This is a genomic window from Acinetobacter sp. YH12254, assembly GCF_013417415.1.
GTDB lineage: Bacteria > Pseudomonadota > Gammaproteobacteria > Pseudomonadales > Moraxellaceae > Acinetobacter > Acinetobacter pseudolwoffii.
Window position 1 is genome coordinate 108,742 of sequence record NZ_VPEB01000008.1, and the last position, 13,798, is coordinate 122,539.

Here is a 13,798-nt window from a genome sequence, read left to right on the forward strand (position 1 = left end):
GTAATATTTATCTACAAAAAGTCGTTTGGAGCTTTACTGAAACAGGGTGATAATGTGCAGTTAAATTTTTCGCCCTATTGATTGAGTTTTTATGTCACATATTTCTGTATTACTTCACGAAACGATTGATGCCTTGTTGGCGGGTCGCAATACGGGAATTTATGTGGACGGTACTTTTGGTCGTGGCGGACATACCCGTTTATTGTTATCAAAATTAGATGAACATGCACGTGTGTATGGCTTTGATAAAGATCCTCAGGCCCTAGAGACGGCAGCAATCTTAGAACAGGAAGATCCACGTTTTAAAATTATTCATGCCAGCTTTGCCGATCTGAAAGACGCACTGGCTGAGCTTGGGATTGAGACCGTGGATGGAGTGATGGCAGATTTAGGCGTGTCTTCGCCGCAGCTGGATCAGGCCGAACGTGGTTTCAGTTTTATGAAAGATGGTCCGCTGGATATGCGCATGGACAATTCTCAAGGTCCAACTGCAGCAGAATGGCTGCTTGAAATTGAAGAAGAAGCACTGGCCAATATCATTTTTAAATACGGTGAAGAGCGTTATAGTCGCCGGATTGCCAAAGCCATCAAGGCGGCAGGGCAGATTGAGACCACGGCTCAACTTGCGGAAATTGTGAAAGTCGCGCATCCAAAATGGGAAAAAAATAAGCATGCTGCGACGCGTACTTTCCAGGCGATTCGTATTGCTATTAATAAAGAATTAGAAGATATTGAAATCTTCTTGCCTCAAGCAGTTGAGATTTTAAAACCTGAGGCACGTTTGGCCGTAATTAGCTTTCACTCTCTGGAAGACCGTTTGATCAAACAGTTTATTCAAAAAGAATCTACATTAGACGAAGATTTTGGCTGGGGAATGCCGGGGCAGCAAAAAGATACACGACGTTTAAAGAAGGTATCCCGCGTAAAAGCCAGTGACGAAGAAGTCAAAGCCAATCCTCGTTCACGTAGTGCATGGCTCCGGGTCGCAGAACGTTTAGCTTAATAGGCACATCATGAAAACTGAAGTGGTTGATAAAAAAACAGAAAAGTTATGGCTTAAACAAGCTAGCATCTATCTCGTCTTGATACTGATGGTCTTCATCAGTGCAGTCTTTGTGGTATTTCAGGTGTTTGAATATCGTCAGGACACCAGAAAACTGAGCACTTATATGCGTGAGCGTGATGACCTGAATGCAGATTGGGGGCGCTTGTTAATTGAACAGCAAACTTTTGGTGCAACTGCGCAGATTGGCACACGTGCTGTCACCCAGCTGCGCATGTATTCTCCCCCGGTTTCACAAAGTGTCGTCATTTCTTTACCACAAACTTCAGATGAGAAAAAATAAGGCTAGCGCTCGGACATGATAGACAAAAGAAAGAAGCAAGCGGTACGTAAAAAACAATCAGTTACCGAAAAAAACGCCTCAAATGTGTATATCAATCGTTTCTATATCATGTGGGCGGTGGTGTTGCTGTGTTTTATTACACTGATTTGCCGTGCCTTCTATGTGCAGATTATCAATAAGGATTTTTTGCAAAATAAAGCCAATGCCAATATTTTAAGAACCAATACCATCAAGGCCATGCGTGGCGTAATTTATGACCGTAATGGGGTGCCGCTAGCGATCAGTACGCCGATCATGAAAATCGTGATTGATCCACGTGACTATTTTGACAATAAAAAACTCTATGACGAGACCATACTGGCACTAGAAAAAGAGCCAGATAGCCGCAAGCTGAAACGCCAGTTGCCGGATAAAAACCTGAATCTGGATGAACTGGCCGATGCAGTCGGTATGGATCGGGCAGAACTACGCAAAAAAATGCAAGAACGCCCGCGTTCTCGTTATCTGATCCTGAAAAAAGAAGTTCCGCCACAACAGGCTGAACTGATCATGAAGCGTAATTTTCAAGGCGTGTATACCGAGAAAAACTACAAACGTTATTATCCGCAGCCACAGCCCAATTCACAGATTATTGGTCTGACCAATAGTGAAGGCACCGGGATTGAAGGTCTGGAAATGCAGCTCAATACCCGTCTGGCAGGTGAAGATGGTGAGCAGCAGATTATCCGGGATAAAAAAGGCAACCGGGTTAAAGAGCCGGAAGTGATTAAAGAAGTCGAGCCGGGCGAGAATATCACCCTGAGTATCGACTCGCGTCTGCAATATATTATGTACCGTGAACTGACTGCGGCAGGTGTGGCCAATAATGCCCGTTCTGCGACTGCGATTGCGGTCGATGTAAAAACCGGAGAAATTCTGGCCTTGTCATCTTGGCCATCATATAACCCGAATGATAAAAATGGTCTGCTGAACAAGGATGCCATGCGTAACCGTGGTGCGGTGGATTCCTTCGAGCCGGGTTCGACCATGAAGCCCTTCACCGTGGCAATGGCTCTGGAAAGTGGTAAATATACGGCCAATTCTGTGGTCAACACCACACCGGGCAGTATGCGAATTGGCAATCACACCATTCGTGATACGCATAACTATGGTCAGTTAACACTGGGCGGTATTATCCAGAAATCTTCGAACGTGGGTGTCGCCAAACTGGCCTTGTCTTTGCCGTATGAAACTCTACCTACTTTCTATAAACGCTTGGGTTTTGGCTCACGCTCAGCAGTAAGATTCCCGGGTGAAAGTGCCGGTCTGATCTTGCCACCAAGTAAATGGAATGTGTCAGAAGTGGCAACCATGTCCTATGGTTATGGCCTGAATGCTACTGTACTGCAAATGGCGGATGCCTATGCCATGCTGGCCAATAAGGGTGTGAGAATGCCGCTGAGCCTGTACAAGCTGGAAGAACAGCCGCAGGGTGAGCAAATGATTGATGCCAATATTGCAGATCAGGTCTTGCTTATGCTGGAAGTAGCAACTCTGCCTGGCGGTACCGCCACGCGCGCGACAATTCCGGGTTATCGTGTGGCAGGGAAAACCGGTACTGCGCATAAACTGCGTGCCGATCGTAAAGGCTATTCTACCAATGAATACCGGGCTTTGTTTGCTGGCGTAGCGCCCGTGAGTGATCCGCGTATTGCCATGGTGGTGGTGGTCGAAAATCCGCAAGGCACCTATTACGGCGGTACGGTATCGGCACCGGTATTTGCACGCGTGATGCAGGAATCCTTGCGTCTGCTGAATGTCCCTCTGGACAAACCTTTAGAATCTCCCAAAGTCCAGTAAATAGGTGATCAATGTCTATTACATTTAAAGATCTCTACGCCGTTCAGGATACTGCTGAATGGATGACCCAAGCCTTTCAGGGTTTCGAACTGGATAGCCGTAAAGTTAAGGCAGGGCAAATTTTTATTGCCTTGACCAGTCTGTCACAACCAGAAAAAACTGCAGTATTTGCACAAAAAGCTTTAGAGCAGGGTGCCTTAGCGGTGATTTCTGAAATCGAATTGGATATCTCACCCAATCTGGTGGTTGCTGATGTCCGACATTTGATGGGACAGTGGCAAAAACAATATTTACAAGCCAGCCAGCCTGTTCAGGCTGCAGGTATTCTTGCAGTGACCGGCACCAATGGTAAAACCACGATTTCACGTTTGGTTGCGGAACTGTTCATGTTGCAAAGCAAAGCTTGTGCAGTGATGGGGACTACAGGTAACGGGATTTTGCCAAATCTGGAAGCCTCGTCGCATACCACGCTCGATGCTTTGCAATTGCAAAATGCTTTGCATGTTTATGCTCAAGCCGGTGCTAAATTTGCCTCGATTGAAGCCAGTTCGCATGGTCTGGAGCAAGGTCGCTTGAATGGCTGTGATATCGAGATTGCGGGCTATAGTAATTTAAGTCGCGATCATCTGGATTATCACGGGACGCTGCAAGCCTATGCAGAAGCCAAATCTGCTTTATTTAAATTTGAAAGTTTAAAAGTGGCTGTCATCAACCTGGATGATGCGCATGCTCATATCATGATTGATGCAGCGCGCAACAATCCGTCACAGCCAGAAATTTTGACCTATTCAACCCGTCAAGCTGCGGATTATCAGGTTCAGGATATTCAATACAGCATTTCAGGTGCGGCCTTTAAGCTGAAAACGGCTTCTGCTGAATATGTTGTGAACAGTCCGCTGCTTGGACATTTCAATATTGAAAATCTGGTCGCCAGTCTGATCATGGCAGAGCAGGCCGGATTTGATTTAAGCAGCTTGATTGTGACTGTGCCACAGCTCAAAGGTGCACCAGGCCGGATGCAGGTGCTGCGTGATGGCGAGCGCCTATTTGTAGTGGATTATGCGCATACGCCTGATGCCTTGACTCAGGTTCTCATCACTTTAAAACGTCATGTTTCACAAAATCTCTGGGCCGTCTTTGGCTGTGGCGGCGATCGTGACCGCGGCAAGCGTCCACTGATGACGCAAGCAGCATTAGAAGGTTCGGATATTGCGGTCTTGACTTCCGATAACCCGCGAACCGAAGATCCTGCACAAATTTTTGCCGATATGAAAAATGGCATCGACTTTTTAGGCAAAAGCTACCATGAAATTCATGACCGTCGTGAAGCGATCAAGTTTGCCGTTAAACACGCGCAGGCAGGGGACATCGTGGTGATTGCAGGCAAAGGTCACGAAAATTATCAGGAAATTGATGGTGTACGTCACTGGTTTGATGATGTGGTCGAAGTGCAAGCCGCGATTGATGCCCAGCATCACAGCACAGATTCAGCTTATCCAGCGTATTAGGATTCAGATATGCATACCTCAACAACCAGTACCGTGCCACTTGCACCTTGGACAGCAGAACAGCTTGAACAAGCGACTCAAGGCAATTGGCTCAATAATAAAAAAACGGCAGACGCCATCAAACGTATTCTGACCGATTCGCGTGATGCTGAACAAGGGGATGCTTTCCTTGCACTGCAAGGCGAGCGCTTTGATGCCCATGATTTTGTGGCACAAGTAGCAGCAAGCGGCTGTCAGATTGCGATCGTCAGTCGACCGCTCGATATCGATATCTGCCAGCTTGTCGTAGACGATACCCGTTTGGCACTAGGGCGGTTGGGCGCATACCGTCGTCAGCAGAATCCTCAGCTCAAAGTCATTGCCTTGACCGGCAGCAGTGGCAAGACCACCACCAAGGAAATGCTGGGGAGCATCTTGTCTCGTCTTGCGCCGACACTGATCACGCGTGGCAACCTGAATAATGACCTCGGCGTACCGGTGATGTTGCTCGAATTACGTCCCGAACATCAGTATGCAGTGATGGAGCTGGGTGCCAGTCATCAGGGCGAAATTGATTACACCTCAAACATGGTACAGCCGCATGTGGCCGGGATTATTAATATCGGGACTGCGCATTTGGGTGAATTCGGCGGCCGTGATGGCATTTGTACTGCCAAATCTGAAATTTATGCGCATATTACAGAAACCTCGATTATTCCTGCCGCAGATGATTTTACTGAAACCATTCGTCAGGCGGTCAAAACTGAACAAAGCTTAAGTTTTGGTGCCGGCGGTGAAGTGTATGCCAGCGATGTCGTGCTCGATGCGCAATCTTCTACCTTTACCCTGCATACACCACAAGCTTCGAAAACAGTTCAGCTGCCCTTTGCCGGTGAGCATAATGTTGAAAATGCCACAGCAGCGGCTGCCTTTGCTTTGGCAATCGGGATTGGTCTGGATGATATCGTGACCGGTCTGGAGCAGGCTGTGGGTGCCAAAGGCCGTTTGAACTTTATTCAACACAAACAGTATTTGCTGATTGATGATACCTACAATGCCAATCCTGGTTCAATGCGTGCAGCAGCTGAAGTTTTGGCACAGCAGCAGGGCATTCGGGTCATGGTGACCGGTGATATCGGTGAACTCGGTTCATCGGCTGCGATGGAACATTATAAGCTGGGTCGAGATCTGGTCTCGGTCAAAGGCATTAACTTTGTGGTAGCTGTGGGTGAATTTGCACCTGCCGCACAGGAAGGTGCACGTAGTACCCAATATGGCAAGAAAATGCAGGCTTTCCTGAATCAGGAGCAGGCATTGCCATTTTTAATTCATTTGATTGAAACACATCAACCTCAGCCGATGTCATTTCTGTTTAAAGGGTCGCGTTATACCCATATGGAAACATTGATGGCTGCATTGATGGAGAAACTCTAAATGCTGTTATGGCTCTTTGAACATTTGGCGGGCTTTGACAGCACGTTTCAGGTGGTTCGTTATTTAACTTTACGTGCGTTGCTCAGTGTCCTGACGGCATTGACCATTGGTCTGGTGCTGGGTCCTATCATGATTCGCAAGCTTCAGGCACTCAAATATGGTCAGGCGGTCAGCTCGTATGCCCCTGAAAACCATGCCAAGAAAATGGGTACACCGACCATGGGTGGCGTACTAATCCTGCTTTCAATCGGTATTTCGACCCTGCTTTGGGCGGATCTTTCCAATCCTTATGTCTGGATTGTACTGGCGGTGATGGTCATCTTCGGTGCCGTGGGTTGGGCGGATGACTGGATTAAAATTCGTTATAAAGACAATGCCGGTCTGCCTGCGAAGAAAAAATTCTTCTGGACTTCGGTCGGTGCATTGGGAGTCGGTATTGCCCTGTATGTGATTGCACAGCAGCAGACCAATCCGGTACATACCGCGAATATGCTGGATCTTTTGATTCCATTTTTTAAAGATTTGACGATTCCGCTGTCGGCTATTCCACTGGGGATTGGCTTCATTATTTTCACTTATTTTGTGATCAATGGTGCATCCAATGCGGTAAACCTCACCGATGGTCTGGATGGTCTGGCGATTATGCCAATTGTACTGGTTGCGGCAGGTCTGGGTGTATTTGCCTATCTGGCCGGAGACGTGCGTTTTGCCAATTACCTGCATATTCCCTATGTGAAATATTCCTCTGAACTGGTGGTGATCTGTGCGGCGATGATTGGTGCCGGTCTGGCATTCCTGTGGTATAACGCCCATCCTGCCCAAGTGTTTATGGGTGATGTCGGTGCTTTATCACTGGGTGCGATGTTGGGGACGATTGCCGTGATGGTACGTCAGGAAATCGTCTTTGCGATTATGGCGGGTGTATTCTTGGTCGAAGCGATTTCAGTATTCTTGCAGATTGGTTCATTAAGAATGCGCAATAAACGCGTGTTCCTGATGGCACCGCTGCATCATCATTATGAAAAGAAAGGCTGGCGTGAAACTCAAGTCGTCATTCGTTTCTGGATTATTACGATTATGCTGGTGGTTTTGGGTCTAATGACCTTAAAATTGCGCTAAGAGATGCATTGAAAAAAGTCGGCGCAGGCCGGCTTTTTTGTTTTGGAGAGAATGATGAATTTACTCATGTGCCCAGTCTGTCGCCAGCAGTTGAGCTTAAATGAAAGAACATGGCGATGTGAGAATCATCATAGCTACGATGTGGCCAAGCAAGGCTATGTGAACCTGCATGTGGTGCAACATAAACACAGTAAAAATCCTGGGGATACGCCTGAGTCCGTCCAGGCACGTCGTGCATTTTTGAGTGCGGGTCATTATGCGCCTTTGCAACAGGCCGTGGTGGAGAGGCTCCGAGAGCTGCGTATTGAAAATCTTTTAGATATTGGGTGTGGTGAAGGCTACTATACCGATACCATGCAGGCTGAAGTGCTGCAATGCGTCGGGGTGGATATTGCCAAAAATGCCGTTCAGGTCGCGGCCAAGCTCAATAAAAATATCACCTGGGTCGTAGGAACCGGGGCGACTTTACCGGTGCTGGATGGGTCGATTGATATGTGTACCAGCCTGTTCAGTCCGATCCCAAAACAGGAAATTTTACGGGTTTTAAAAGCTGAAGGTTATTTAATGGTGGTGACACCTGCGCCACAGCATTTATATGCGATGCGTGAGGCACTTTTTGAAGAAGTGAAACCCCACGAACCGCAAAAGTTTGTTGAGCAACTGCAAGATGAATTTGATCTGCTCAGTGAGCAGGTGATTGATGCCCCGATGACTTTGCCACAGACAGATTTAAAAAACCTGATTGCTATGACACCGTATGCTTACAAGGCCAAACCTGAACGCCGTCTGGCACTTGAACAGCAGGATCAGTTTAAATTGCTGGCGCAATATCAGATCTATCTGTTTCAGAAAAAATAAAAATTCACCGATAAAAATGCCCTCATTGTTGAGGGCTTTTTTATACTAGTTTGTCGGTTGTGGTTATTGCACTTCTTGAATCAGGTTTTCTAAAGCGTCCACTTTGCTTGGTTGAAGCGGCTGTTCTGGCGGAGCAGTTGTTTCAGTAGCATCTGGCACAGCGATTTCCTGTCCCGGGAGATCTTCGAAATCCGTTTCTGTCCGTTTCGGGACGACCACAGGTGCCGGGCGGTAAAGCGCAGTGGCCATTGGTGGTGAAGACGGATCATTCTGCGCTTCATCACCCTGAACTGCCTTGCTTCGATTCACTGGTGCCTTGGCATTACGGTCTAAACGCACCCATGCTTCTGGCTGACCTTTTAAGGCATTGCCCATAAAGTCGGTCCAGATCGGTAAGGCTGCCACACCACCATATTCACGGCGTCCCAAGGTTTTAGGCTGGTCAAAGCCGACCCAGGTGATGGTAACCAGTTTGCCATTGAACCCTGCGAACCAGGCATCTTTGGCGTCATTTGTGGTTCCGGTTTTGCCCCCAATATCATTTCGCCCGATTCTTAAGGCCGCACGGCCGGTACCGTGCTGAATCACATCACGCAGAATATTGGCCATGTCATAGGCAGAGCTGGATTTTAAAATACGCTGTGCCTGACGATAATTACTGTCTTCGGCAGAGACTTTGGGTGCAGCCTGTTTCTGTTCTAGACTTGTATTGTTGATTGCAATCGCTTCATCATCTGCGGTCATGGTGTCGGCAGGTTGAGCAGGTTCTTCTTCGGTATTGATACATGAAATACACGCATATTCAGGCTGAGCCTCAAAAATGGTATGGCCATAGGCATCTTCAATACGGGTAATGAAATGTGGCTGGATCCGGTAACCACCGTTGGCAAAAGTCGCATAACCTGTCGCCATCTGAATCGGCAGAACCTGAGGCGTGCCGAGTGCGATGGTGTAGTTACGCGGGATCTGATTGTCCTGTAAACCAAAATCCATAAACAGCTGACGGGTACGTTCAATCCCGACAGCCTGTAATAAACGCACTGAAACGGTATTGCGCGAAAGATATAGTGCGCGGCGTAGCGGGATCATCCCCAGATAACGGCCATCTGAATTACGAGGTGTCCATTTGCCAATGGTAATTGGCGCATCATTCACCATGGTATGCGGTGTCATGCCTCGTTCTAAAGCCAGTGCATAAACAAAAGGCTTAATCGTAGAGCCGGGTTGACGCCAGCCCTGGATTGCACGGTTAAATTTCGACTGATAAAAGTTGTATCCGCCCACAATGGCTTCAATTGCACCATTATTTGGATTGATGGCAATCAACTGTCCTTGCACATTTGGAATTTGTACCAGCGACCACGAGGTTTTATTCTGATTCGGTCGTAAACGTATAATATCTTTGACTTTGACAATCTCGGAAGCTTTGCTCGGCGCACCACCTACACTGTTGACATTGCGAAAGGGGCGCGCCCAAGACATACCGGACCACGGTACAGTTACCGTGGTGCCATCCTGCATCAACGCTTCAAAACTGGAATTGCCAACCTTGGTTACTTGAGCAGGGTAGGTGTTGGCATAGGCACGGAAATTTTCCAGCGGTTGATCATGTGCTTCAGCACCACGCCAGCCATGTCGACGGTCATAAGCTTCCAGACCCTCTTGTACCGCCTGTTCTGCATAGGTCTGGCGTTCACTATGGATGGTGGTATAGACCTTGTAGCCAGAATCTACCGCCTGTTCGCCAAAGTTTTGTACCAGTTCAGAACGCACCATCTCACCGACATACGGGAATTTATTGCGGGTACTGCGGTCAGGCATATCCAGATTGATGGGTTCAGCAATCGCTTGTTGATACTGACTCTGGTTCAGATAACCCAGTTGCAGCATACGTCCTAAAATCCAGTTGCGACGTTCGAGAGCACGTTTGGGATTGGCCACCGGATTATATCGAGAAGGCGCTTTAGGCAGGCCAGAGATCATGGCCATTTGCGCAATCGAAAGCTCTTCTAAACTCTTGTTATAGTAAATTTTGGCTGCTGCTGCGATCCCGTAGGCATTCTTACCCAAGAAGATTTTATTCACATAGAGTGTCAGAATTTCTTCTTTGGTTAGGCTTTGCTCAATCTTACGGGCCAGAAAAATTTCAGTCAGTTTACGCTTGAGTGTTCGTTCGGGGCTGAGATAATAGTTTTTCGCCACCTGCATGGTGATAGTGGAACCACCGGTCTGCACATCCGAACCGGTGATACTTTCACTGACTGCACGGCCTAAGCTTTTAAAACTGATTCCGCTATGCTCGAAAAAGCTGGAATCTTCAGCGGCGAGGAAAGCATGAATAAACTCGGATGGAATTTGTTCATATTTCACGGGAACAGAAAGCTTGCCACCATACTCAGCAATTAATTCATTATCTGAACTAAAAACTTGTAAAGGCTTTAATAAAGGCGCCTTTTTAAGCGTGGACATTTCAGGCAAAGATGGGGCAATATAGAGATACATGCCATAGAAACCCATCGGAATTGAGATCAGGATAATGATAATGATCAAAAAAAATGGGTGAACAAGGCCTGAACAAGATAGCTTTTTCATAACAAGTAAGTTTTAATAAGAGCTAATGGCGAACTAATTACCGATCAGTATATCCTTTAGATATACATATTGTTAGATGAGTTATTGTATCTATATAAAATTATAGATCGGATCGATTAGTAAGTTAGATTTAATTGGGGACAAAAAAATAATAGGAATTATATTGTGCGCAGGTTATATCGTAAACCAAATAAGGGGTTAATAGGAGTTGATATTAGTTCGACTTCTGTTAAGGTTTTAGAGCTTTCTGTAAAAAGTGGCCGTTACTGGGTAGAGAGCTATGCTTTGGTCCCATTAATGGAAAACAGTGTTGTTGAAAAAAACGTCTTAAACCCGGAAGCAGTCGCGGATGCCCTTGGGCGTGCAATTAATTTGGCCAACACCCAGTCGAATCATGCCGCTTTTGCCATTCCAACCTCTATGGTGATTACCAAAACTATCGAGATGGATGCAGACATGTCGAATGATGAGCGTGAAGTTCAGATTCGTGAGGATGCAGAACAGTATATTCCGTTCCCACTCGATGAAGCCAGTCTGGACTTTGAAGTTCTGCCTGACCGTCTTGCCAATCCAAACCGGGTCAATGTGCTGTTGGTGGCAACCCGCATTGAAAATATTGAAGCACGTTCTGAAGTTTTGGAAATTGCCGGACTGACACCCAAGATCGCGGATGTAGAAAGTTTTGCGCTGGAAAATGCTTTTAAAGTGTTTTCGGATACTTTGCCGATGGGGGTAAATACTGTCGGTATTTTAGACATTGGACATAGTATGACCACCTTGTCTGTCATGCAGAACAACAAAATTATTTATACCCGTGAGCAGGTGTTCGGTGGCAAACAGCTGACTCAGGAAATTCAGAACCGTTATGGTCTGTCTTTTGAAGAAGCCGGGCGTGCTAAAAAAACCCGTGCTTTGCCAGATGATTATGATATTGAAGTGCTAGAACCGTTCCTGGATGCCGTAGTGCAACAGGCAGCGCGGTCATTACAATTCTTCTTTTCATCGTCTCAGTTTAATGAGATTGATCATATTTTATTGGCCGGCGGGAATGCCAATATTCCAGGTCTGGCAAAATTATTACAACAAAAACTCGGTTACCGTGTCACGATCGCGAATCCATTTTTGCAAATGGGCTTTTCTCCTCAAATTGATATTAAAAAAATTGAAAATGACGCGTCATCACTCATGGTTGCATGTGGTTTGGCATTGAGGAGTTTTGATTAATGGCAAAGATTAACTTACTTCCTTGGCGTGATGAGCTAAGAATTAAAAGAAATAATGAATTCGTGGCAATCTGTGTGGGGGCGCTTTTCTTAGGACTGGCGGCGGCAGGTTCAACCTGGTTTTATTATGATCACAAGCTTCAGGATCAGGAACAGGCCAATCAGCTGATTCAAAGTACCAACCAGAATCTGGATGTGCAGTTAAAAGCGCTAGAAGGTTTGCAAGAGCAACGTAATGCCATTGTTGAGCGGATGAAGCTGATTCAGGGCTTGCAAACGCAACGTCCGATCGCGGTGCATTTGATTGATGAAATTGTACGGGTGACACCAGCCAATATGTACATCACCAAGTTTCAGCGTACTGGCGATAAATTTAGCATCGAAGGTCGAGCCGAGAGTCCAAATACCGTAGCAGAATTACTGCGTAATCTGGAAGCTTCCTCCTGGTACCGAAATGCCTTTATGAATGTCTTTCTGGTGGCTGAAGAATCCAAAGAAAAGGCACCGAGCTCGATTATTCCACGTGTTGAAGAGTCTTATGGCAGCTTTACCGTGACTGTGGATCTGGATCAGATCGCTGAACCGGTACTGAATGAAGAACAGCAAGCAGCCAATACCACTCCGGGGGCATCATCATGAGTAATGAAAAATTCGATGAGTTCAGCCAGGATGCCGTGGCTGTACCTAAAAATAAAATGACAGTTGAGAAATTTTTTCAGCAATTCAATACCCTAGATCCTAATAATTATGGCAGCTGGCCTTTATCGGTCAAGATTAGCTGCTGGATTTTTATTGTTATCTTGGTATTTATGCTGATTTATTTTGCTCTGACCAGAAGTACGATTGAATCGATTTCACAAGCCAGTGCCCAGGAACAAAACCTGCTGAATGAGTTTCGTGAAAAGGAATCAAAATTACGTAATCTACAACAGTATCAGATTCAGCTTCAGGAAATGGAAGCACGTTTTAACCAGCAATTAGAACAATTGCCGAAGGAAACTGAAATTCCGGGTCTGGTTGAGGATATTAACCTGAGCGGTGTCAATTCAGGTCTGAAGTTTAAAAATATCCGTCTGGAACCTGAAATTAAGCAAGAGTTCTTTATTGAACAGCCCATTGCGATTGAAGCGACTGGGGATTATCACGCTTTTGGCTCTTTTGTCAGCAGTATTGCAGGTTTGTCGCGTATTGTTACCTTGCATGATTTCACCATTACCGGTACTGAGAATAAAGAGAAAAAGTCTGAGATTCCGGTGATTGATTATGTGGTCAAGGCCAAAACCTATCGTTATGTGGGCAATGCCGAGGCTTCTTCAGCAGGTACGAGCACGACTCAGGGGGCGCAGTAATGAATAGGATTAAAATTACTTCAGTTTTAGCGCTTGGACTGGTATTGCTGGGATGCGATTCACGTATTGATGCAGTCAATCAGGAAATGGCCAATATTCGTAACCAGCCACCTTTGCCGATTGAACCTGCACCCGATTTTATGCCAGTTGAAACCTTCAACTATGCAGCACATCAGATCAAAAGTCCTTTCCTGCCAAGTTCTCTGGCTGCCGAGCTAAAGATTATGGCAGGGAAACGGGTTTATCCAAATTTGTCACGTCAATTGCAACCACTGGAAAGTTATCCTCTGGAAACCTTGAGCATGAAAGGCAGCATGCGTAATCAGGCCGGACAGATTCTGGCTTTAATCCAGACACCGGACGGTGAGATTGAACGGATACAGCGTGGTAGCTATATGGGGCTTAATCATGGTCGTGTGAGTGGTATTACACCAACGCAGATCGATTTGATTGAGATTATTCCAGATGGCCGTGAAGGATATGTGGAGCGTCCGCGAAGTCTGGTTTTGATTGGGCCGGCACCATAAGTTTTAGGGAATAACAATGAATAA

12 protein-coding genes are annotated in these 13,798 nt (G+C 46.3%); 11 read left to right on the top strand and 1 reads right to left on the bottom strand.

What is annotated here, in order from left to right; genetic code table 11:
• Window positions 1-91 precede the first annotated feature (91 nt).
• Genes rsmH through FTV29_RS08115 form a run of 7 tightly spaced genes read left to right on the top strand, consistent with a single transcriptional unit; the run spans window position 92 to window position 8,083 of the window.
• Window positions 92-1,003, top strand: coding sequence for a 16S rRNA (cytosine(1402)-N(4))-methyltransferase RsmH (gene rsmH, locus FTV29_RS08085; protein WP_180075310.1), 912 nt, complete (start codon window positions 92-94; stop codon window positions 1,001-1,003).
• A gap of 10 nt (window positions 1,004-1,013) precedes the next feature.
• A complete protein-coding gene (gene ftsL, locus FTV29_RS08090; RefSeq protein WP_180075311.1) occupies window positions 1,014-1,346 on the top strand; it encodes a cell division protein FtsL in 333 nt (110 codons plus the stop codon).
• 15 nt (window positions 1,347-1,361) lie between these two features.
• On the top strand, window positions 1,362-3,185 hold the full coding sequence (ftsI, locus tag FTV29_RS08095; RefSeq protein ID WP_180075312.1) for a penicillin-binding protein PBP3: 1,824 nt from the start codon (window positions 1,362-1,364) through the stop codon (window positions 3,183-3,185).
• An 11-nt stretch (window positions 3,186-3,196) separates the two neighbouring features.
• Window positions 3,197-4,693, top strand: a complete 1,497-nt coding sequence (locus FTV29_RS08100) for a UDP-N-acetylmuramoyl-L-alanyl-D-glutamate--2,6-diaminopimelate ligase (RefSeq protein WP_180075313.1) — start codon at window positions 3,197-3,199, stop codon at window positions 4,691-4,693.
• A 9-nt stretch (window positions 4,694-4,702) separates the two neighbouring features.
• Window positions 4,703-6,106, top strand: coding sequence for a UDP-N-acetylmuramoyl-tripeptide--D-alanyl-D-alanine ligase (gene murF, locus FTV29_RS08105; protein ID WP_180075314.1), 1,404 nt, complete (start codon window positions 4,703-4,705; stop codon window positions 6,104-6,106).
• Entirely contained in the window at window positions 6,107-7,225 is a 1,119-nt protein-coding gene (gene mraY, locus FTV29_RS08110) for a phospho-N-acetylmuramoyl-pentapeptide-transferase (protein ID WP_005094334.1), read from the top strand. It begins immediately after the preceding gene.
• Window positions 7,226-7,279: 54 nt separating this feature from the next.
• Window positions 7,280-8,083, top strand: coding sequence for a putative RNA methyltransferase (locus FTV29_RS08115; RefSeq protein WP_180075315.1), 804 nt, complete (start codon window positions 7,280-7,282; stop codon window positions 8,081-8,083).
• Between the two features lie 63 nt (window positions 8,084-8,146).
• Here the strand turns inward: FTV29_RS08115 and ponA are convergent, their stop codons facing one another.
• A complete protein-coding gene (ponA, locus tag FTV29_RS08120; RefSeq protein ID WP_180075316.1) occupies window positions 8,147-10,675 on the bottom strand; it encodes a penicillin-binding protein PBP1a in 2,529 nt (842 codons plus the stop codon).
• Between the two features lie 165 nt (window positions 10,676-10,840).
• Here ponA and FTV29_RS08125 point away from each other — a divergent pair, with 165 nt between their 5' ends.
• Genes FTV29_RS08125 through FTV29_RS08140 form a run of 4 tightly spaced genes read left to right on the top strand, consistent with a single transcriptional unit; the run spans window position 10,841 to window position 13,774 of the window.
• Entirely contained in the window at window positions 10,841-11,899 is a 1,059-nt protein-coding gene (locus FTV29_RS08125) for a pilus assembly protein PilM (RefSeq protein WP_005094327.1), read from the top strand.
• The gene (locus tag FTV29_RS08130; protein ID WP_074383632.1) at window positions 11,899-12,537 is read left to right on the top strand and encodes a PilN domain-containing protein; all 639 of its coding nucleotides are present in this window, start codon (window positions 11,899-11,901) and stop codon (window positions 12,535-12,537) included. Before FTV29_RS08125 ends, FTV29_RS08130 begins: the two co-directional genes overlap by 1 nt.
• Window positions 12,534-13,247 (top strand): type 4a pilus biogenesis protein PilO, encoded by a 714-nt coding sequence (locus tag FTV29_RS08135; protein ID WP_005094323.1) that lies wholly within the window; start codon window positions 12,534-12,536, stop codon window positions 13,245-13,247. The genes FTV29_RS08130 and FTV29_RS08135 overlap by 4 nt, the downstream gene beginning before the upstream one ends.
• Entirely contained in the window at window positions 13,247-13,774 is a 528-nt protein-coding gene (locus FTV29_RS08140; protein ID WP_005094322.1) for a pilus assembly protein PilP, read from the top strand. Before FTV29_RS08135 ends, FTV29_RS08140 begins: the two co-directional genes overlap by 1 nt.
• Window positions 13,775-13,798: the final 24 nt, after the last annotated feature.